The organism is Aeromonas sp. s2 (genome assembly GCF_040907935.1).
GTDB classification, from domain to species: domain Bacteria; phylum Pseudomonadota; class Gammaproteobacteria; order Enterobacterales; family Aeromonadaceae; genus Aeromonas; species Aeromonas dhakensis.
Map to the genome: position 1 here is coordinate 60,229 of NZ_JBFOCR010000013.1, position 19,100 is coordinate 79,328.

The 19,100-nt window shown below is 63.9% G+C and carries 20 protein-coding genes and 1 pseudogene; 14 read left to right on the forward strand and 7 right to left on the reverse strand.

Annotated features, from left to right (window positions below; translation table 11 throughout):
• The first annotated feature begins 26 nt into the window (after nucleotides 1-26).
• From AB5Y81_RS10705 to miaE, 3 genes are all read left to right on the forward strand, one after another.
• Nucleotides 27-515, forward strand: a complete 489-nt coding sequence (locus AB5Y81_RS10705; protein WP_005300057.1) for a CvpA family protein — start codon at nucleotides 27-29, stop codon at nucleotides 513-515.
• Between the two features lie 21 nt (nucleotides 516-536).
• The gene (gene purF / locus AB5Y81_RS10710) at nucleotides 537-2,057 is read left to right on the forward strand and encodes an amidophosphoribosyltransferase (RefSeq protein WP_005300060.1); all 1,521 of its coding nucleotides are present in this window, start codon (nucleotides 537-539) and stop codon (nucleotides 2,055-2,057) included.
• 185 nt (nucleotides 2,058-2,242) lie between these two features.
• Nucleotides 2,243-3,001 carry a tRNA-(ms[2]io[6]A)-hydroxylase gene (gene miaE, locus AB5Y81_RS10715; protein ID WP_017765509.1) on the forward strand — a complete coding sequence of 253 codons (759 nt, stop codon included), beginning with the start codon at nucleotides 2,243-2,245 and terminating at the stop codon, nucleotides 2,999-3,001.
• Between the two features lie 155 nt (nucleotides 3,002-3,156).
• On the opposite strand, the gene AB5Y81_RS10720 is transcribed toward miaE, so the two are convergent.
• From AB5Y81_RS10720 to pspF, 7 genes are all read right to left on the reverse strand, one after another.
• Nucleotides 3,157-3,942: an ATP-binding cassette domain-containing protein gene (locus AB5Y81_RS10720; protein WP_005300064.1), complete on the reverse strand. Its 786-nt coding sequence runs from the start codon at nucleotides 3,940-3,942 to the stop codon at nucleotides 3,157-3,159.
• A 55-nt stretch (nucleotides 3,943-3,997) separates the two neighbouring features.
• On the reverse strand, nucleotides 3,998-4,996 hold the full coding sequence (locus AB5Y81_RS10725) for an oligopeptide/dipeptide ABC transporter ATP-binding protein (protein ID WP_005300065.1): 999 nt from the start codon (nucleotides 4,994-4,996) through the stop codon (nucleotides 3,998-4,000).
• On the reverse strand, nucleotides 4,996-5,124 hold the full coding sequence (locus AB5Y81_RS10730) for a hypothetical protein (protein ID WP_264082790.1): 129 nt from the start codon (nucleotides 5,122-5,124) through the stop codon (nucleotides 4,996-4,998). The genes AB5Y81_RS10725 and AB5Y81_RS10730 overlap by 1 nt, the downstream gene beginning before the upstream one ends.
• Nucleotides 5,124-6,017 carry an ABC transporter permease subunit gene (locus AB5Y81_RS10735; RefSeq protein ID WP_005300069.1) on the reverse strand — a complete coding sequence of 298 codons (894 nt, stop codon included), beginning with the start codon at nucleotides 6,015-6,017 and terminating at the stop codon, nucleotides 5,124-5,126. The genes AB5Y81_RS10730 and AB5Y81_RS10735 overlap by 1 nt, the downstream gene beginning before the upstream one ends.
• Nucleotides 6,018-6,052: 35 nt before the next feature.
• On the reverse strand, nucleotides 6,053-7,012 hold the full coding sequence (locus AB5Y81_RS10740; RefSeq protein ID WP_005300071.1) for an ABC transporter permease subunit: 960 nt from the start codon (nucleotides 7,010-7,012) through the stop codon (nucleotides 6,053-6,055).
• 2 nt (nucleotides 7,013-7,014) lie between these two features.
• Entirely contained in the window at nucleotides 7,015-8,610 is a 1,596-nt protein-coding gene (gene sapA, locus AB5Y81_RS10745) for an ABC transporter substrate-binding protein SapA (RefSeq protein ID WP_017779987.1), read from the reverse strand.
• A gap of 90 nt (nucleotides 8,611-8,700) precedes the next feature.
• Nucleotides 8,701-9,735 carry a phage shock protein operon transcriptional activator gene (gene pspF, locus AB5Y81_RS10750; RefSeq protein WP_017779986.1) on the reverse strand — a complete coding sequence of 345 codons (1,035 nt, stop codon included), beginning with the start codon at nucleotides 9,733-9,735 and terminating at the stop codon, nucleotides 8,701-8,703.
• A 196-nt stretch (nucleotides 9,736-9,931) separates the two neighbouring features.
• On the opposite strand from pspF, the gene pspA reads away from it, so the two are divergent.
• The 11 genes and pseudogenes from pspA to AB5Y81_RS10805 all read left to right on the forward strand — a co-directional run bounded on the left by pspA (nucleotide 9,932) and on the right by AB5Y81_RS10805 (nucleotide 19,100).
• Nucleotides 9,932-10,612, forward strand: a complete 681-nt coding sequence (gene pspA / locus AB5Y81_RS10755) for a phage shock protein PspA (RefSeq protein ID WP_005300077.1) — start codon at nucleotides 9,932-9,934, stop codon at nucleotides 10,610-10,612.
• Nucleotides 10,613-10,615: 3 nt separating this feature from the next.
• The gene (gene pspB / locus AB5Y81_RS10760; RefSeq protein ID WP_005300084.1) at nucleotides 10,616-10,852 is read left to right on the forward strand and encodes an envelope stress response membrane protein PspB; all 237 of its coding nucleotides are present in this window, start codon (nucleotides 10,616-10,618) and stop codon (nucleotides 10,850-10,852) included.
• Nucleotides 10,849-11,253, forward strand: a complete 405-nt coding sequence (pspC, locus tag AB5Y81_RS10765; protein WP_005300085.1) for an envelope stress response membrane protein PspC — start codon at nucleotides 10,849-10,851, stop codon at nucleotides 11,251-11,253. Before pspB ends, pspC begins: the two co-directional genes overlap by 4 nt.
• A 140-nt stretch (nucleotides 11,254-11,393) precedes the next feature.
• Nucleotides 11,394-12,800 (forward strand): YcjX family protein, encoded by a 1,407-nt coding sequence (locus tag AB5Y81_RS10770; protein WP_279484465.1) that lies wholly within the window; start codon nucleotides 11,394-11,396, stop codon nucleotides 12,798-12,800.
• 60 nt (nucleotides 12,801-12,860) lie between these two features.
• Nucleotides 12,861-13,892, forward strand: a complete 1,032-nt coding sequence (locus AB5Y81_RS10775; protein ID WP_279484464.1) for a TIGR01620 family protein — start codon at nucleotides 12,861-12,863, stop codon at nucleotides 13,890-13,892.
• Nucleotides 13,893-14,064: 172 nt separating this feature from the next.
• Nucleotides 14,065-14,859, forward strand: a complete 795-nt coding sequence (gene phhA, locus AB5Y81_RS10780; RefSeq protein WP_017779984.1) for a phenylalanine 4-monooxygenase — start codon at nucleotides 14,065-14,067, stop codon at nucleotides 14,857-14,859.
• A gap of 52 nt (nucleotides 14,860-14,911) precedes the next feature.
• Entirely contained in the window at nucleotides 14,912-15,250 is a 339-nt protein-coding gene (locus AB5Y81_RS10785; RefSeq protein WP_017779983.1) for a 4a-hydroxytetrahydrobiopterin dehydratase, read from the forward strand.
• Nucleotides 15,251-15,281: 31 nt separating this feature from the next.
• Nucleotides 15,282-15,371 (forward strand): annotated as a pseudogene (locus tag AB5Y81_RS10790) (4a-hydroxytetrahydrobiopterin dehydratase); the annotation flags it as partial.
• 169 nt (nucleotides 15,372-15,540) lie between these two features.
• Nucleotides 15,541-17,088: a transcriptional regulator TyrR gene (gene tyrR, locus AB5Y81_RS10795; RefSeq protein WP_010634201.1), complete on the forward strand. Its 1,548-nt coding sequence runs from the start codon at nucleotides 15,541-15,543 to the stop codon at nucleotides 17,086-17,088.
• A 195-nt stretch (nucleotides 17,089-17,283) separates the two neighbouring features.
• Entirely contained in the window at nucleotides 17,284-17,835 is a 552-nt protein-coding gene (locus AB5Y81_RS10800) for a YfiR family protein (protein ID WP_279484463.1), read from the forward strand.
• A complete protein-coding gene (locus tag AB5Y81_RS10805; protein WP_017765502.1) occupies nucleotides 17,832-19,100 on the forward strand; it encodes a diguanylate cyclase in 1,269 nt (422 codons plus the stop codon). Before AB5Y81_RS10800 ends, AB5Y81_RS10805 begins: the two co-directional genes overlap by 4 nt.

The window sequence follows — 19,100 nt, forward strand, 5'->3', positions numbered from 1 at the left end:
CGCAATTTCGCAGGACATCTTTTTCTATGGTCTGGATTGATTACGCCATCATCGGCATCGTCGGTTTCTCTGCTCTCATCAGCCTGGTGCGCGGCTTCGTCAAGGAGGCCATGTCTCTTGTCACCTGGTTCGTCGCCTTCTTCATCGCCAGCCATTTCTATCCCGATCTAGCCGTCTATTTCACCTCGTTCAGCGATCCCCTGGTGCGCAATGGCCTGGCCATCGCCGCCCTGTTCGTGGCGACCCTGATCCTGGGCAGCGTGGTCAACTACGTGGTGGGCCTGCTGGTAGACAAGACGGGGCTGTCCGGCACCGACCGGGTGCTCGGCATCTGTTTTGGCGCAATTCGCGGGGTACTGATCGTCAGTGCCCTGCTTTTTTTCATGGATACCTTCACCAGCCTCTCCCAGAGCGACTGGTGGGTGGCATCCAAGCTGGTGCCCGAGTTCAAGCCGGTCATCCAGTGGTTCTTCGGGTTCATGCTGAACTCGTCCAGTTTTCTTAAACAGGTATAGTGACTTCGAGGTAGCAAAGACATGTGTGGTATTGTCGGTATAGTTGGCACCACCCCCGTCAATCAGGCCCTCTACGACGCCTTGACGGTGTTGCAGCACAGGGGACAGGATGCCGCCGGGATCGTGACCATTGACAGTGGAAACTTCCGGCAACGCAAGGCCAACGGCCTGGTGAAGGACGTGTTTGAAGTGCGTCACATGCAGCGCCTGAAAGGGCATATCGGCATAGGACATGTCAGATATCCCACCGCAGGCAGCTCCAGTGCCGCTGAAGCCCAGCCTTTTTACGTGAACTCTCCCTACGGCATGGTGCTGGCCCACAACGGCAACCTCACCAACGCCAAGGAGCTCAAGGAGCAGCAGTTCAAGGTGGCCCGCCGCCACATCAACACCACCTCGGATTCCGAAGTGCTGCTGAACGTGCTGGCCCACGAGCTGGATCGCTGCGACAAGATGGCCCTGCAACCGGAGGACATCTTCGCTGCGGTGCGCAAGGTGCATCAGCAGATCCGCGGTGCCTATGCGGTGGTCTCCCTGGTGATTGGCCATGGCCTCATCGGCTTTCGCGATCCCAACGGCATTCGCCCGCTGATCCTGGGTCGCCGGGTCGACGAGCAGGGGCAGGTGGAGTACATGCTCGCCTCCGAGAGCGTGGCGCTCGATGCCATCGGTTTCGAGACGGTGCGCGACATCGCCCCGGGCGAGGCCATCTACATCACCGAGCAGGGCCAGCTCTTCTCCGAGCAGTGTGCGGAGAACCCGCAGATGAGCTCCTGCATCTTCGAGTACGTCTACTTCGCTCGCCCTGATTCGTGCATCGACAAGGTGTCGGTCTATGCCGCCCGCCTCAACATGGGTCGCAAGCTGGGTCAGAAGATCGCCCGCGAGTGGGAAGATCTCGACGTGGACGTGGTCATCCCCATCCCCGAGACCTCCTGCGACGTGGCGCTGGAAATCGCCCACACCCTGGATCTGCCGTACCGTCAGGGCTTCGTGAAGAACCGCTACATCGGCCGTACCTTCATCATGCCGGGCCAGACCCAGCGCAAGAAGTCGGTGCGTCGCAAGCTCAACGCCATCAGCTCCGAGTTCAAGGGCAAGAAGGTGTTGCTGGTGGACGACAGCATAGTGCGCGGCACCACCTCCGAGCAGATCATCCAGATGGCCCGTGAAGCGGGGGCCGCCAAGGTCTACTTCGCCTCGGCGGCGCCGGAAATTCGCTTCCCCAACGTCTACGGCATCGACATGCCCACCGCCAACGAGCTGATCGCCCATGGCCGGGAAGTGGAAGAGGTGTGCAAACTGATTGGTGCCGATGGCCTCATCTTCCAGGATCTGGAAGATCTGGAAGCGGCGGTGCGGGAGATCAACCCCGAGCTGCGTCACTTCGAGACTTCGGTGTTCAACGGCCACTACGTCACTTCCGACGTGGATCAGTCCTACCTCGACCACCTCAACGCCATGCGCAGCGATGACAACAAGGCGGTGCGCGAGTGGCAGGAAGGCACCAGCAACCTGGAAATTTTTAACGAAGGCAGTTAAACGTTTTCCACGCTGAGGTGTTGCAACGAGATGGGGGCCAAGGCCCCCATTGTTGTTTCCGCTCGCCGAAAAGGGCCCTGCATCTGCTTGAAAAAGCAGCGTTTGTAGCCGCAGCTATGGGCAGTGGCGGCGGGATCCGCTAGCATGGGCCGCCGCCGTATCAACCCGACCAGACGAGAGTTCAGATGGATGACCTGCTAGCCCCCGTGCGCCAGTTTTTGCACTGCGAGACCCCGGATGCGTGGATCGAGATGGCGCGGGATCCCGCCCAGCTGCCGACCCTGCTCATCGATCACGCCAACTGTGAGAACAAGGCCGCACTCACCGCCCACAGCCTGGTGCGCCGCTACTGTCTGCCCAAGGGCAAGCGCCATCTGCTGCCCAAGCTGGAGTTCTATCGGGAGCTGGACGCCATTCCGGAGAAGGCCGAGATCTTGGGCAAGCGGACCATGGGAGAGACCGATCGCACCGTGTTCGAGGAGCTCTCTCGCAATCCGCTGCTGTTTCCCATGGTGCGGCTCATTCAGGAGGAGCTGCACCACTTCGAGCAGGTGCTGGAGATCATGCAGGCCCGCGACATCCCCTACGGCCCGGTGACCGCCTCCCGCTATGCGCGCAACCTGATGCAGCACGTGCGCACCCACGAGCCCGCCACCATAGTCGACAAGCTGATCATCGGCGCCTACATAGAGGCTCGCTCCTGCGAGCGTTTTGCCAAGCTGGCACCCCATCTGGACGAGGAACTGGGTCGCTTCTACGTCTCCCTGCTGCGCTCAGAGGCGCGCCACTATCAGGATTATCTGGCGCTGGCCGAGCAGTATGCGGGGGAGGACATCAGCGAGCGGGTAGCCTTCTTCGGCCAGGTGGAGGCGGAGCTGATCCGCTCGCCGGATCCGCAGTTCAGGTTCCATAGCGGTCTTCCTGTCAGATCTGACAGTTGTTGACGCGAAGGGGGCTGCCTACCATTGCAGCGTTCCTACTACGAGCGACGCATTTATTTTTGAGCGCAATTCCCGGCCCCTGAGCCGGGATTTTTTTGTCTCATTTTCGGGGCAGCGGAAAGGCGGGAAAGGGCCGGCGGCAGGCCGCCGGGCAGGGCTCAGCGGCGGTATTCGTTGTCGTAGTTCTGGATGAGGCGGCGGGTCACCTCGTGCTGGGGATCGGCGAACACCTTGAGGGTCTTGCCGCGCTCCACCACCCGCCCTTCGTGCATCACCAGCACTTCGTCGCTGATGTGGCTCACCACCCCCAGATCGTTGGCCACCAGCACATAGCTGAGCCCCATGGTCTCCTGCATCTCCAGCAGCAGGTTGATGATCTGCGAGCGCACCGAGATATCCAGGGTAGAGAGCGCCTCGTCGGCCACGACTATCTTGGGGTTGAGGATCAGCGCTCGCGCCAGCGCCACCCGTTGCTGCTGGCCGGCGGAGAGCATCTGCGGGTAGAAGAGGGCGTGATCCGCCAGCATGCCCACCATGCGCAGGGTCTGTATCACCTTGTCGCGGCGCTCCTCCTCGGTCATCTCGGTGTTGAGGCGCAGCGGCGTCTCCAGGATCTGGCCGACCCGGATCTTGCGATTGAGGGAGGAGTTGGGGTCCTGGAAGATCATCCGCAGCAGCTTGCAGCGGGTCTGATAGTCGCCGTGGATCATCGGCTGCCCCTCGATGGCGATCTCGCCACCGCTCGGCTCTATCATGCCCGCCAGAATGCGGGCCAGGGTGCTCTTGCCGGAGCCGGCCTCGCCGACGATGGCCAGGGTCTGGCCCACCTCGAGATCAAAGGAGAGCGGCTTGATGGCTTCCACCGCCCGGCGTCGAAACAGGCCGGTGCGGTTCTGATAGGTCTTGCACAGGCCCCGGACCTGCAGCAGAGAGGGTTCGATCACTGTCCTGACTCCTTGGTGACAGGGCTCGCTGTCACGCACTGATACGAAATTGACGTCACTTCTTGGGCTCTTCCATGTTCAGCGGGAAGTGGCAGCTGAACTGGTGCCCCTTGATCTTGCTCATCAGCGGTGTCTGCACGCACTGCTTCTGGGCGTAGGGGCAGCGGGGGCCGAGCCGGCAACCGATGGGCAGGTGCTGCAGCGGCGGAATGACGCCGGGCAGGGTCTCGAGGCGCGACTTGTGGCGCACCAGCTTGTCAAAGTCGGGGATCGACTTGAGCAGCGCATCGGTGTAGGGGTGGTGCGGGGTCTCCAGGATCTGCTCCCGGGTGCCCACCTCCACCATCTGGCCGCAATACATCACGTTGATGGTGTCGGTCAGGTTGGCGATGGCGGCGATGTCGTTGCTGATGATGAGGATGGTGGTGTTGCCCAGCTTGTTCATCTTGTCCAGCAGCCGCAGGATCTGCGAATGGGTGGTGGACTCCATGGCGCTGGTGGGCTCGTCCGCCACCAGCAGGCGCGGCTGGTTGGCAATCGCCATGGCGATCATCACCTTCTGGCACATGCCGTCCGACAGCTCGTGAGGGTAGGCCCGCATCACCTTGCGGTGATCCTTGACGCCGACCCGGTGCAGCAAGGCGATGGCCTTCTTCTTGCGCCACTGGAAGCGCTGCCAGAACTGTCCCTCGAACGAGTCGGTCGGGATCGCCTCTTCCAGCTGGGTGCCGATCTCCTCGGAGGGGTCGAGACAGCTGATGGGGTCTTGGAAGATCATGGCGATCTCGCGGCCCATGATGCGGCGCCGCTCGCGGGGCGCCATGGTCAGCAGGTCCATGTCGTTGAAGCGCATCCGGTCGGCGCGCACCGTCCAGTTGTCCTTCTGGATGCCGACGATCACCTTGGCCACCAGGCTCTTGCCGGAGCCGGATTCTCCCACCAGGCCGCGGATCTCCCCCTCGGCCAGGGTCAGGCTCACTTTGTCCACCGCCTTGACCTTGCCCTGCGGGGTGTCGATCTCGATGGTGAGGTTGCGTATGTCGAGCAGCGGCATCAGTCGTTCCCCTCTTTGAGTGCTTCGCGAATGCCTTCGCCAACCAGCGATGGGTTGACCTGCACGCCGTACAGGAATTGGCGGGGGACAAGGGTGAGCATGCCTATCTTGGGCACAGAGCGTTGCATCAGTCGTTCCCCTCTTTGAGTGCTTCGCGAATGCCTTCACCAACCAGGTTGGTGACCAGCACGCTGAACAGGATGGCCATGCCCGGCAGGGTCACGGTCCAGGGGGCGAGATAGATTAGATCGCTCGAGTCCGCCAGCATGGCGCCCCATTCCGGTTGCGGTGACTGGGCGCCGAGGCCGAGAAAACCCACCGCCGAGATGTCGAGGATGGCCGCCGACAGGGTGCGGGTGGTCTGGGCCACCAGGGTCTCGACTATGTTCGGCAAAATGGCGAGGCGCATGATGCGCAAGGGGGGCGAGCCGTCGAGCCGACTGGCGATGATGTACTCCTTCTGCATCTCGGTGTGGACCGCGTTGTAGGTGGCCCGGATGAAGGGAGGGATCAGCGCCAGGGTGATGGCGATCAGGGTGTTGAACAGACCCGGCCCCAGGATGGCGACCATGATGATGGCCAGCAGCAGGGAGGGGATGGAGAGCAGGGTATCGAGCAGGTGGTGCAGCACGCTCGACTTGAGCCCCTTGCTCATGCCGCCGAGGATGCCGATGGCGGTGCCCACCACCATGGCGATCACCACCACCAGCAGGGCGTTGCCAAAGGTGAGCCTGGCGCCGACTACCAGCCGGGAGAGGATGTCGCGCCCCAGATCGTCGGTGCCGAGGAAGTAGTCGATGTTGCCGCTGTTGGCCCAGGAGGGGGCCAGCAGCAGGCGGGAGCTGTGCTGCTCGTCGATGCCGTAGGGCACCACCAGCGGGCCAAGCAGGGTGATCAGCAGCAGGATCACGAAGCACCAGAGCCCTGCCATCGCCAGCGGATTGCGGCGATAGGAGGCCCAGGTCTGCTCCAGCGGCGAGAGGATCTTGAGCTCGGGGTAGAGGCTAGTCTTGTCTTGCATAGGATTCCTGGCTCCGGGTCATGCCATGAGCACGTTCAGTCTTGTTTTGCATAGAGTTCTTTGCGCCGCGCCGGGTAGATGATGGTGGTGAGCAGCTCAGTGCTGACGCTGATGAAGATGACGAAGCTGGCCACCACCAGGGTGGCGCCGCGGATGGCGGCGTAGTCCTGCAGGGCGATGCTGTTGATGAGCCAGCGGCCGATGCCGTGCCACTCGAACACCACCTCGGTGATCATGGCGGAGGTGAGCACGCTGCCCAGCTGCAGGCCCAGCAGCGGCAGCACCGGCGGCAGGGCGTTCTTGAGACCGTGGCGCCAGACGATCTGGCGACGGGAGAGGCCGCGGCTGGCCGCCGCCTTGATGTAGTTCTGCTTCATCACGTCGATGAGGGAGCTGCGCACGTGGCGGATCACCTCGGTGGTGGGCACCACCGCCAGCACCAGCGAGGGCAGGATCAGGTGGCGCAGGGCGTCGTGCAGGGCGGCTTGGCGCCAGGGCTCGTGGCTCATCAGCACGTCGATGAGGGCGATGCCGGTGATGGAGGGCACGTCATAGAGCAGGCTTATCTGGCCCGAGGCGGGCAGCCAGCCCAGCTCCAGCGAGAAGAACATCACCACCAGCAGCGCCAGCCAGAACACAGGCACCGCGTAACCGATGAGGCCGGCGGTCATGATGGTGAGATCGAGCGGCTTACCTTGGGAGAGGGCTGCCAGGGTGCCGAGCGGGATGCCCACCAGCAGCGAGATGGCGAAGGCCGCCCCGCAGAGGATCAGGGTGGCGGGGAAGTAGTGACGGATCTCGTCCAGCACCGGCAGGCCGGAGACGCTGGAGAGCCCCAGATCCCCGTCCAGAATGCGGCGCAGGAAGTCGGGGTAGCCGCTCCAGAAGCTGGCTTGCTGGCCGATGAGGCGCACGTCCAGCAGGTAGGCGACGAAGGTCAGCGCCAGCAGGGTGATGAGCAGCAGATTGATGCGACGCAGGATATAGAGAAACATGCTTACTCCCGATAGGCCTGGTTGAAGACGGTGCCGCCAAAGGGCATCAGGGAGAGCCCCTCGATGTCGCTGCGGCTGACCTGGGTACGCAGGGCATGGGCCAGCGGAATGAGCGGCATCTGTTCGTTGAGCAGGGTCTGGGCGTAATAGTAGTTGCGCAGCCGGAACGCCAGCTGGGGCGTGGTCACCGCGTCGTCCAGCAGCTGATCAAACGCCGGGCTGCACCAGCGGCTGTAGTTGTTGCCGCGCTCGACGGCGGCGCAGCTCAGCAGCTGGCGAAAGAAGTTGTCCGGGTCGGCGTTGTCGGCAATCCAGCCGCTGAGCAGACTGTCGTACTGACCCTGGGCGAGGCGGGCCTCGATGACCGGCCACTCCTGCTGCACGATCTTGAGCTTGATGCCGATCTTGGCCAGATCGCTTCGCATCAGCTGGGCGGTCTTGAGGGCATCCGGGTTGTAGGCGCGCGAGCCCGGCTGTACCAGCACCTGCATCTCGAAGCCTTGCGCCAGTCCCGCCTCCTTGAGCAGTTGGCGCGCCCGCTTGAGATCCGGCTGGCGCATCGGCAGGGAGGGGTTGTAACCCCAGGAGAGCGGCGGCAGCAGGCTGTTGGCGGGCTGGCCCGTCTCGAAATAGACCGCCTGCAGCAGGTTGTCGATGTTGATGGCGCTGGCGATGGCCTGGCGCACTTGCACCTTGTTGAACGGTGCCTTGCGGGTGTTGAGGGCGAGGAAGGCGACGTTCATGCCGGACTGTACCGCCAGGCTGAGGTCAGGATCCTTGTCGATCACCGACAGCTGGCTGGCGGAGGGGGTACTCATCACGTCGCACTCGCCGGTCAGCAGCTTGGCCAGCCGCTTGGAGGACTTGGGAGTGATGTCGTAGATGAGCTGCTCAATCTTGGCCTCGCCACCCCAGTAACCGGGGTGGCGCAGGTAGCGCACGTATTCGTTGTGGCGATACTCCTTGAAGCTGAACGGTCCTGTGCCCACCGGGCGGCTGTCGATGAGCCCCGGGGTGCCGGCTTTTTGCAACTGCTCGGCATACTCGGCGGAGAGCACGATGGCGTAGTCGCTGGCCAGGGTGGCGAGGAAGGAGGCATCCGGCCGGTTGAGCTCGAACACTACGTTATCGGCCCCCTTCCGGTAGACCCGCTTGATCAGCTGATCCAGCCCCAGGCTGTAGAAGTAGGGGTACTCGCCGCCGGACACCTCGTGATAGGGGTGCAGCTTGTCGAGCAGCCGCTGCCAGGTGAACACCACGTCGTCGGCGTTGAGGGGGCGGGAGGGGTTAAACCAGGGCGTGTGGTGAAAGGTCACCCCCTGGCGCAGGGTCAGGGTATAGGAGAGGCCATCCTCGCTCACCTGCCAGCGGGTGGCGAGTCCGCCTTCGAGCGCCAGGGTGTTGGGGTTCACCTCCAGCAGGCGGTCATAGAGGGGGCGCGAGCTGGCATCCAGGGTCACCCCCGAGTTGGAGACCTGGGGATTGAAGGTCTGGGGCGAGCCTTCCGCACAATAGATGAGTCCCGTTCTGGACGCGTCATCCTGTTTGTGACAACCGGTGAGCAGCACCAGCACACCAAGCAGCAGGGGTTTGAGCATTCTCATTGTCGAACCATGTTTTTATACGAAGTTGCCGGCGACGGGGCCGGCAAGGGGTGGGAGCCGCTCTGGCACGGGCTGCCCGGGTTATTAATCCGCATCGTTGTCACTGTCCAGCAGCTGGTATTTGCGCAGCATGCCGCGGAACTGGTGATAGCTCAGGGCCAGCAGTTGGGCGGCTTTGCGCTGATTATACTGGGATTGCTGCAACGCTTGCTTGAGTAAATTAATCTCGTAGCCCGCCACCGCCTGTTTGAGGTCCAGCGGCAGGGTGGCAGTGGCCGCAACGGGCGCCGATTGCGCCTCGCTCGGCGGCGCCGCGACGGTGTCGGTGCGAGCCAAGGGACGCCAGGGGGAATCGAACGGATTGAGCACCAGCTCGGCCAGCGGCAACTGGGGGTTGCCCTGGCGGTAGATGCTGCGCTCCACCACGTTTTTCAGCTCCCGCACGTTGCCGGGCCAGGGGTAGTCCAGCAGCAGCTGGGTCGCCTTGCGTGAGAAGCCGGCAAACAGCGGATAGCCGAGCTCCCGGGTCATGCCGTGGGCGAAGTGCTCCGCCAGCATCAGAATATCGTCACGTCGCTCCCGCAGGGGGGGCAGGGTGATGACGTCGAAGGCGAGCCGGTCGAGCAGGTCGTGGCGAAATTGCCCCTTGTCGGCCAGCGCCGGCAGATCCTCGTTGGTGGCGCACACCAGCCGCACATCCACCTTGAGGGCCTTGGCGCCGCCCACCCGCTCGAACTCGCCGTACTCGATGACCCGCAGCAGTTTTTCCTGCACCCGGGCGCTGGTGGTGGCCAGCTCGTCAAGGAAGAGCGTGCCGCCATCGGCCCGCTCGAAGCGACCCTGGTGACGTTTGGCGGCGCCGGTGAAGGAGCCCGCCTCGTGGCCGAACAGCTCGGTCTCCAGCAGGCTCTCGCTCAGGGTGGCGCAGTTGACGGTGACAAAGCTTTGATCCCAGCGCGCCGAGAGATAATGTAGGCGGTGGGCGATCAGCTCCTTGCCGGTACCCCGTTCGCCGATGATCAGCACGGGCTTGCGCAGCGGCGCCAGGCGGGAGGCCTGCTCAATGATCTCGAGAAATGCGTTGGATTCCCCCAACAGGCTTTCCGTGGCCGTGGTCATAGTCATCCCCGTGAGTCGGTGAAAGCTGGTCAATCTTACCAAAAGTTGGTGATTCTAATCATTACTTGTGTGGTGCCTCTTGAAATGCGATCGAGCAGCCCCATATAAATCAACAAGTTAAATTCTGTTCCAGATTGGCACACAAGTTGCCATTGTCAATGGAGAAACAACGTATGCCAACCACAGGAGTACAATCATGAGTATTTTTTCCCGCCTGGCCGACATCATCAATTCCAACCTGACGGCCCTGCTCGACAAAGCAGAAGATCCTCAGAAGATGGTGCGCCTGATCATCCAGGAGATGGAAGACGAATTGGTGAAGGAGCGCTCCAACCTGGCCCGCTTCCTCGCCAACCAGAAAGAGATCGGCCGCCAGGTCGCCCGCCATCAGGAGCGGGTCGCCGAGTGGCAGGGCAAGGCCGAGCTGGCCCTGAGCAAGGAGCGGGAAGACCTGGCCCGCGCGGCGCTTATCGAGAAGAAGAAGCAGGCCGAGCTGGCCGACTCCCTGTTGCGTGAGCAGCAGGCGGTGGACAGCGGCATCGAGAAGCTGGGGGAGGAGATCCGTCAACTGGAAGCCAAGCTGGAAGATGCCCGTGCCCGCCAGAAGGCGATGGCCATTCGCACCGAAGCGGCCAGCAGCCGTCTCAACGTGCAGAGCCAGGTGGCCCGTGGCGACAGCCAGGCGGTGGTGAGCAAGTTCGAACGCATGGAGCGCCGCATCGACGAGATGGAGGCCCGCGCCGATCTGGGGCAGTCCGACAAGGCGCTGGCCCAGCAGTTTGCCGAGCTGGAAGCCGACGATCAGATAAGCAAAGAGCTGGAAGCCATGCGCCAGAAGCTGGGCCAGAGCGACACCACGCCGAAACAGGGAGAATAACAGATGGAAGATCTGCTGGGTGTGTTGATGGTTCCCATGGTGGTCTTCATGGTAGTGGTGGCCCCCATCTGGCTGGTGCTGCACTACCGCGCCAAGGGGCGCATTGGCGCCGGTCTTGCCGATGGCGAGCGTGAACAGCTGCAGGGCTTGCTGGTGCGTGCCGAGAAGATGCAAGAGCGGGTGGGCGCTCTGGAGTCGATTCTGGATGCGGAAGTCCCGGGCTGGAGAAACAAGGTATGACACAGTGGAGCAAAGAGGGGCGCAACCTCTATCGTGACCCCCAGCGCGGCAAGATAGCCGGGGTCTGTGCCGGTCTGGCAGAGTACTTCGGGGTGGAGACCTGGATCGTGCGGTTGCTGGCCATCAGCGGCCTCATCTTCGCCGGTTTCATCACCTTCACCGCCTACGTCGCCGCCTGGTTTCTGCTCGACAAGAAGCCGGTCACCCTGTATGCCCAGGAGGATGCCGACTTTGCCGAGGTGCGGATGAAGGCGCGCAGCTGGCAGGCAGGCGTCACGCCTCATCAGGCCCTTGCCCGCATCGGCCAGGAGCTGGATGCGCTGGAGCCCAGGGTGCAGCGCATCGAGAAGCTGGTGACCTCCAAGGAGTTCACCCTGCAGCGGGAGTTTCGCAACTTGTAAGGCCTGAGCGGTACGATGGCCCCGCCGGCCTGGACTTGCCTCTGATGGCAGGGGAGGCGGGCGGGGATCATGACGAGGGTGGTGCTGCCTGCCACCCGCCACCCGCTTCGCCGGGCAGCTACGGGAGAACAGAACAAGCCTTGATACTCAATAAACTGGAACAGCAATTCAATCGCCTGCAGCACAAGGCAAGCGACGTGGTGAACCGGGTCCGGGATCGCCACATCCGGCTGGCGGTGACCGGCCTCTCTCGCAGCGGCAAGACCGCCTTCATCACGGCGCTGGTCAACCAGCTGGAACACGCGGCCATCGACGGCCGGCTGCCCCTGTGGGATGCCCTGCGCCAGGGGCGCATCCTCGGCGCTTGCCGGGTACCCCAGCAAAATGCCCACATTCCCACCTTCCCCTACGAGCGTGGCCTCGACTCTCTGTTTGGCGATCCGCCGGCCTGGCCCGAGCCGACCCGCGGGGTGGCCGAGGTACGCCTCGAAATTCGCTATCGCACCCGTCATCCGCTGCGCAAACACTTGGGGGAGATCTCTACCCTCTACGTGGATCTGGTGGACTACCCCGGGGAGTGGCTGCTCGACCTGCCGCTGCTTGAGATGAGCTACGAGCAGTGGAGCGAGCAGGTGCGCGAGCAGCTGCGCCGCCCCGAGCTGCAGACCCTGGCCGCCGGCTGGCTGGTACCCGCATGGCAGGCGGAGCAGGACTTCGAGGAGCGGCCGGTGGCCCAGCTCGCCGAGCGCTACACCGATTATCTGCACGCCTGCAAGCGTGAGCTGGGGCTGCACCTGATCCAGCCCGGCCGCTTCGTGCTGCCGGGGGAGTATGTCGGTGCCCCCATGCTGCAGTTTGTGCCCTGGGTGTGGGACAAACCTGCCGGCGAGCCCGCCGAGGGGACCCTCTACGCCACCCTCAAGCAGCGCTTCGAGCAGTACAAGCAGCATCTGGTGCAGGGTTTTTATGAGCAGCACTTCGCCGGTTTCGATCGCCAGATCGTGCTGGTGGATTGCCTGCAGCCCCTCAACGCCGGGGCGGCCAGCTTTGGCGACATGCAGCAGGCCATCGCCCGCATCATGGAGAGCTTTGCCTACGGCAAGAGCAACTGGTGGCGGCGGCTCTTCTCACCGCGCATCGACAAGCTGCTGTTCGTGGCGAGCAAGGCCGATCACGTCACCCCGGAGCAGCACGGCTCCATGGTCTCCCTGCTGCAACACCTGGTGCGCAGCGGCCGCGGCCAGGCCCGTTTTGAGGGGATTGCCACCGAGTGTCTGGCGCTGGCCGCCATCAAGGCGACCGAGGTGGGCAAGGGGGTGGCCGATGGCCGCGAGTTCCCCGCCATCCGTGGCACCAGCCTGAGCGGTGAATCGCTGCTGCTGTTTCCGGGCGAGGTGCCGTCCCATATTCCGCCTGCGCAGTGGTGGAACAATCAGGGTTTTGATTTTCAGGCATTTCGCCCGCTGCCCATGAGCGCCCATCAGGCGCTGCCCCATATCCGGCTCGATGCGGCGCTGGAGTTTCTGCTCGGGGATCACCTCGAATAAGGGTGTGCGGCCGGGGTTGTTTCCGTCGCCGCACCCAGAAGACGGTTTTCAGGAGAAGCGATGAACGATCAGACAAAAGCGCAGCCGCCGCTGCAGGGCAAGGTGATCCTGGAGCCCACCTTGACGGTAGCCGGTGAAGAGCGAGTACCGGCACCGGCCCAGCGACTGGAGGAGGCGAGTTTCGAGCGCCTCGATGAGCTGGACGAGCTCACCGAGGTGGAGAGCGCCCTCGTCATCAAGCCGCGTCGCCGTCATCGGCTGCTGGCGTGGGGGCTGGGGGCGGTCGGTGTGCTCTCCCTGGGCCAGTACGGCGCCTTTCTCTACGAGCAGTTTCTTACCACCCCGCTCTGGGGCGGCGCCTGGCTGGCGGCCTCGGCACTGGTGGCGGCGGGCACCGCCGGGATGGTGGGGCGCGAGTGGCTGCGCCTGCGCACCCTCAAACGGCGCCAGGATGTGCGCTCGCGGGCCGAGGATCTGCTGGCCCATCAGGGGGTCGGCCAGGGTCAGGGGTTTTGCGAAGGGCTGGCCGAGCGCAGCGGCGACAAGGGGCGCGAGGGGTATCAAACCTGGCTCGCCCAGCTCGACGAGAGCCACAACGATCGGGAGGTGTTGACCCTCTACAGCCAGCTGGTGCTCGGCGAGCGCGACAAGCTGGCCCAGGCGCGGGTGGCCAAATGGTCGGGGGAGGCCGCCTTGCTGGTGGCCCTGAGTCCGCTCGCCACCGTCGACATGATGCTGATGCTGTGGCGCAACCTGCGGATGATCGAGGACATCGCCGACGTCTACGCCATCGAGCTCGGCTACTGGAGCCGCATTCGCCTCATCCGTCAGGTGTTTCGCAACATGCTCTACGCCGGTGCCACCGAGCTGGTGACCGAGGTGGGGATGGATTTGCTGGGGGCCGAGCTCACCGCCAAGCTCTCCGCCCGTGCCGCGCAAGGGGTGGGGGCCGGGCTGCTCACCGCCCGCCTCGGCCTGCGCACCATAGAGGCGTGCCGCCCGCTGCCCTGGTGCGCGGACGAGAAACCCAGGCTCGGCGAGCTGCGCAAGCGGCTGATCGGTCAGCTGGCGGGCTACCTCAACAAGGGGTGAGCACCAGGCCAGGGGCTCGATTGTGGTTGTCACAAATTATTTACAATTGTCCGCAGCAGCCGACCCCAGGGTCGGCTGCTTTTTTGGGAGGCAAACCGTTACAGTGATCTCATCGCGCAATGGCGCCACACCGCCCGGATGGCGGGTTGCAACCCAGAGGATGGAGTCACCCATGGCAAGTCTCTACACCGCCCACCAGCCGGACGAAGCGGGCACGATCCACTACTCGGACGAGGAGCACGGCACCTGGCAGATCCTGATCGCACGTCAGCTGGCGGCGCTCGAAGGCAAGGCCTGTGACGAGTACCAGGCCGGGCTGGCGCGGCTCGACCTGCCCCGGGATCGGATCCCCCAGCTGGCCCAGATCAACGCCGTGCTGCAACCGGCCACCGGCTGGTCGGTGGCGGCGGTGCCGGCGCTCATCTCCTTTGACCGCTTCTTTGCCCTGCTGGCCAACCGCCAGTTTCCGGTGGCCACCTTCATTCGCCGTCGGGACGAGCTCGACTACCTGCAGGAGCCCGACATTTTTCACGAGATCTTCGGCCATTGCGCCATGCTGACCAACCCCGCCTTCGCCCACTTCACCCATGTCTATGGCCAGCTCGGCCAGCGGGCCGGCAAGGAGGAGCGGGTCTTTCTGGCGCGGCTCTACTGGTTCACGGTGGAGTTTGGCCTGCTGGCCACGCCGGAGGGGCTTCGCATCTACGGTGGCGGCATTCTCTCCTCCATCGGTGAGACCGCCTATGCCCTCGGCAGCCAGCCGGTACTGCAACCCTTTGATCCCATCGAGGTGCTGCGCACCCCGTATCGCATCGACATCATGCAGCCCACCTATTTCGTGCTGCCCGAGCTTGATGAGCTCTATCGTCTGGCGGAGCAGGACATCATGGCCATGGTGGCCGAGGCGCGCCGCCTGGGGCTGCGCGCCCCCCGTTTTGCACCGGCCGGCGGCAAGCAGGCGAGTTGAACCGCCCGCCAGTGTTGATCACCCCTTTTCATCGATACACAAGGAGAGTCCCATGTCCGAATTGGCCAGCCAGCAGTGTGAAGCGTGCCGCGCCGATGCCCCCAAGGTGAGCGAACAGGAGCTGAGCGAACTGATGCACCTCATCCCCGACTGGCAGCCGCTGGTGGTAAAAGGTGAGCTGCAACTGCGACGCGAATTCACCTTCCGCAACTTCAAGGAGGCACTCGCCTTCACCAACCGGCTGGGCGAGCTGGCGGAGGCGGAGTTTCATCATCCCGCCATTCTCACCGAATGGGGCAAGGTGACCGTCAGCTGGTGGACCCACAAAATTGGCGGATTACACCGCAACGACTTCATCATGGCGGCGCGTACGGATGAGCTGCTGAAGTGAAGACGCCCTCACTCACCGAGTGGGCGAGATGGTGACCGCCAGCTGGTGGCCCCGCAATATAGGTGGCTTGCACCGCAACGACTTCATCATGGCGGCGCGCACGGATGAGCTGCTGAAGTGAAGAGGCCATTACTCATCGATAAATTGCTCAAATAAACGCCTGTAGATGACGCGGGCCTGCCCGGTGAAAACGGGGCGGGCCCGCATTTTTATGGGCTGGCGCTCGCACTGGCGGGATCGAGTCTGTATTATCCGGTCATTCATAGAGTTAGCTAGGAAGTGTGTCCCGAATGCGTCTTGAAGTCAGCTGTGAAGACCGCCTGGGCCTGACCCGGGAACTGCTCGACCGTCTGGTGGAGCACAACATCGATCTGCGCGGCATCGAAATCGATACCTCAGGCATCATCTATCTCAACTTTCCCGAGCTGGAGTTTCGTGATTTCCAGCACCTGATGCCGGAGATCCGCCGCATTCCCGGCGTCTATGACGTCAAGACCATCCCCTACATGCCCTCCGAGCGGGAGCACCACGAGATTGAGGCGCTGCTCAAGGCGCTGCCGGATCTGGTCTTCTCCCTCGATGCCAAGGGCAAGGTGACCCAGGCCAACCAGTCCGCCCTCACCACCCTGGCCCTGCCGGTGGAGGAGGTGCGCGGCGCGGCGCTCGGCTCCCTGGTCAAGGGCTTCTCCTTCAGCCGCTGGCTGGAGGCGAGCGAGATCCGCCCGCAGACCTGCAAGCTCAGCATCGGCGGCGAGGAGTATCTGGCGGATCTGATGCCGCTGTTCGTGGCCGAAGAGAAGGGCAAGCAGGCCCTGGCCGGCGCCGTGGTGGTGCTCAAGTCCGCCCGCCGGGTTGGCATGCACTTCAGCGCGCTGCACGCGGTGGAAGTGGGGGGCTTTGAGCACCTGCAGGCCGAGAGCCAGAAGATGAAACAGGTGCTGGCCCAGGCGAGCAAGCTGGCGATGCAGGATGCGCCGCTGCTCATCGTCGGCGAGACCGGCACCGGCAAGGAGCTGCTGGCCCGCGCCTGCCACGGTGCCAGCCTGCGCTCCAGTCACCCCTTCATGGCGCTCAACTGTGCGGCCATGCCGGACAACGTGGCCGAGAGCGAGCTGTTCGGCTATGCCCCCGGCGCCTTTGGCAACAACACCGAGGGCAAGCGCGGGGTACTGGAGCTGGCGAGCGGCGGCACCCTGATGCTGGACGAGATCGGCGACATGTCTCCCCATCTGCAGACCAAGTTCCTGCGGGTGCTGCAGGACGGCGTGTTCCGCCGGGTCGGCGACGAGCAGGAGGTGAAGGTCAACGTGCGCTTCATCTGCACCACCCAGAAGCAGCTGCTGGATCTGGTGCACGAGGGCAAGTTCCGGGAAGACCTCTACTATCGCCTCAACGTGCTGAGTCTGGCGCTGCCGCCGCTGCGCGAGCGCAAGGCGGACATCATGGCGCTGGCCCAGCAGTTCGTCTCCCGCTTTGCCAGCGAACTGCAGCGTCCGCGCCCGCGCTTTACCCGCAACATGGCCGAGTACCTGACCGCCTATCGCTGGCCCGGCAACGTGCGCCAGCTGCGCAACTGCCTCTATCGCGCCATGACCTTGCTGGAAGGGGACGAAATCGGCCCTGAGCACGTGGACTTGCCGGTGGCGGCCGACGCCATGCCGCTCATCGACGAGTGGTTCGAAGGGGGGCTGGACGAGGCGGTGAAACGCTTCGAGAGCAGGCTGCTGGAGCGGCTCTACCCGGCGTTCCCCTCCACCCGTCAGCTGGCCAAACGGCTGGGGGTGTCGCACACCGCCATCGCCAACAAACTGCGGGAATACGGGATCAGCAAGAAGTAACCCCATGAATGTAACTTATCGCAGGGCTCACGCCGGGGTGGGCCCTCTTCATTATTGTGACGCCAGCCCGGTCAGCCCCTTGCTCTGCGGGCTGCGCCTTGTCATGCTGCTGACAAGTTCCATACTATCTCCTGCCGGCTCACCCCCTTCGGGCCTGTGCCCTGTGTGGTTGCTGAGGCGGGTGTAAGCGCAGGCATGATGCACACTTTTTCACTGTTCAGGATCCTGGTCTGGCTGGCGCCCCTGTTTTGCTCGCTGGCCCTCTCCGGCGAGTCGCCCCCGCTCACTGCGGCCGAGCTGCGGTCCGAGCAGGTACGCCAGACCGTGCTCGACATTCTCAGCTATACCCGCTGGCCGAGTGAACCGAGCGAGCTGCGCCTGTGCGTGGCGGCGCCGACGGAGTACGCCACCGCACTCTTTTCCATCAAGCAGCAGGCCAACGGCCGGCCGGTCAGCGTCCATCGCTACGAAATCGATGACGAGGCGATCGGCCCCCAGTGTGACGTGCTCTATCTGGGGGGGCTCTCCTCCGAGCGGCGCTTGCCGTTGTTTGAACGGCTGCGTGGCTACCCCATCCTCAGCATCAGCGAATCCAGCTCCGAGTGCGTGGCCGACGCCGTCTTCTGCCTGCAGATCGGCAAGGAGCGGATCCGGTTCAGGGTCAATCTGGATGCCCTGGCCAGGAGCGGAGTGCGGGTACATCCGGCGGTGCTCAAACTGGCCAAGGCCGATGAGGGGGGGGCATGATAGGTCTGTTCCGCCCCCCCTCCCAGCGCCTCACCTTGCGACAGAGTCTGGGACGCACCCACCTGGTGACGTCCCTGACCGCGGTCTGCATGGCCGGTCTGCTGCTGACCGGCATCGCCCTGCTGGCGCTGCGGCTCTATGCGGATCACAACCTGGAGCTGGTCGCCCGCGCCATCGGCTATACCAGCGAAGCGGCCGTGGTGTTCCACGACGAGGAGGCGGCCCGGGAGGCGCTGGAGGCCATCCTCACGCACGAAGACGTGGCGCAGGCCAGCATCTATCTGCCGAGCGGCCAGCTGCTGGCGAGCTGGAGCCGGGCCATGAGCACCCCCTGGTCCGGCCTTGAGCAGTATCTGGCGCGGATCATCCTGCCGGGGCCGGTGGATCAGCCCATGATGCGGGGGGGCATGGAGATCGCCCATATCCACCTGGTGGGGCACGGCCAGTATCTGTTGTTGTTCCTGCTGCAAACCCTGTTGGCCATGCTGCTCTGCCTGGTGCTCAGCACCCTGGGGGCCCTCTATGTGGCGCACCGGATGCAACACTCCCTCACGGCGCCGCTCAAGGAGCTGGCCCAGGTGGCCCACAGCGTGAGCCGCCAGCGGATCCTCGCCATGCGGGTGCCGGAGGCCAACATCGCCGAGCTGCACGAGCTGGGTCAGGATTTCAACTCCCTGCTCGACGAGCTGGAGGCCTGGCAGGCCCACCAGCGGCGGGAGAATGCCAGCCTGTTGCACCAGGCCACCCACGATGCCTTGACCGGCTTGCCCAATCGTGCTCTGTTTGAGGCTCGTCTGGATCAGGCGGTCACCACGGGCCGGCTGCATGACGAACGCTTCGCGCTGCTCTACCTCGATTGTGATCGCTTCAAGCAGATCAACGACACCCTGGGCCATGCCGCCGGGGATGACGTGCTGATCGCGCTGGCCAGACGGGTACAACATCAGCTGCGGCCGATGGATCTGGTATGCCGTCTGGGGGGCGACGAGTTTGCCATCCTGCTCACTCCCCTCTCCCTGGTGGAGGAGGCGGAGGATGTGGTTGCCCGCATCCAGCAGGCCATGGCGGACCCCGTGGTACTGGGGGACGGCAGCCAGCTGGTGGCGGCCGTCAGCATTGGCGTCGCGCTGTATCCGGATCAGGGGCAGAGTGCCGCCGATCTGCTGCAGCAGGCGGACCATGCCATGTACCAAGCCAAACGGCTGCGTCGGGAGCTTGCACTCCATGAGCAGCTGGAATTTGATGTCTCTGCTGAGGAAAAATAA

Bases quoted from the DNA above. Each gene is read 5' to 3' on its own strand.
- phhA (WP_017779984.1), top strand. From the start codon at position 14,065: ATGGCAAGTCTCTACACCGCCCACCAGCCGGACGAAGCGGGCACGATC.
- AB5Y81_RS10800 (WP_279484463.1), top strand. From the start codon at position 17,284: ATGATGCACACTTTTTCACTGTTCAGGATCCTGGTCTGGCTGGCGCCC.
- tyrR (WP_010634201.1), top strand. From the start codon at position 15,541: ATGCGTCTTGAAGTCAGCTGTGAAGACCGCCTGGGCCTGACCCGGGAA.
- AB5Y81_RS10735 (WP_005300069.1), bottom strand. From the start codon at position 6,017: ATGCAAGACAAGACTAGCCTCTACCCCGAGCTCAAGATCCTCTCGCCG.
- pspA (WP_005300077.1), top strand. From the start codon at position 9,932: ATGAGTATTTTTTCCCGCCTGGCCGACATCATCAATTCCAACCTGACG.
- AB5Y81_RS10740 (WP_005300071.1), bottom strand. From the start codon at position 7,012: ATGTTTCTCTATATCCTGCGTCGCATCAATCTGCTGCTCATCACCCTG.
- AB5Y81_RS10775 (WP_279484464.1), top strand. From the start codon at position 12,861: ATGAACGATCAGACAAAAGCGCAGCCGCCGCTGCAGGGCAAGGTGATC.
- AB5Y81_RS10785 (WP_017779983.1), top strand. From the start codon at position 14,912: ATGTCCGAATTGGCCAGCCAGCAGTGTGAAGCGTGCCGCGCCGATGCC.
- AB5Y81_RS10705 (WP_005300057.1), top strand. From the start codon at position 27: ATGGTCTGGATTGATTACGCCATCATCGGCATCGTCGGTTTCTCTGCT.
- sapA (WP_017779987.1), bottom strand. From the start codon at position 8,610: ATGCTCAAACCCCTGCTGCTTGGTGTGCTGGTGCTGCTCACCGGTTGT.
- AB5Y81_RS10725 (WP_005300065.1), bottom strand. From the start codon at position 4,996: ATGCCGCTGCTCGACATACGCAACCTCACCATCGAGATCGACACCCCG.
- AB5Y81_RS10805 (WP_017765502.1), top strand. From the start codon at position 17,832: ATGATAGGTCTGTTCCGCCCCCCCTCCCAGCGCCTCACCTTGCGACAG.
- purF (WP_005300060.1), top strand. From the start codon at position 537: ATGTGTGGTATTGTCGGTATAGTTGGCACCACCCCCGTCAATCAGGCC.
- pspB (WP_005300084.1), top strand. From the start codon at position 10,616: ATGGAAGATCTGCTGGGTGTGTTGATGGTTCCCATGGTGGTCTTCATG.
- pspC (WP_005300085.1), top strand. From the start codon at position 10,849: ATGACACAGTGGAGCAAAGAGGGGCGCAACCTCTATCGTGACCCCCAG.
- pspF (WP_017779986.1), bottom strand. From the start codon at position 9,735: ATGACCACGGCCACGGAAAGCCTGTTGGGGGAATCCAACGCATTTCTC.
- AB5Y81_RS10730 (WP_264082790.1), bottom strand. From the start codon at position 5,124: ATGCAACGCTCTGTGCCCAAGATAGGCATGCTCACCCTTGTCCCCCGC.
- miaE (WP_017765509.1), top strand. From the start codon at position 2,243: ATGGATGACCTGCTAGCCCCCGTGCGCCAGTTTTTGCACTGCGAGACC.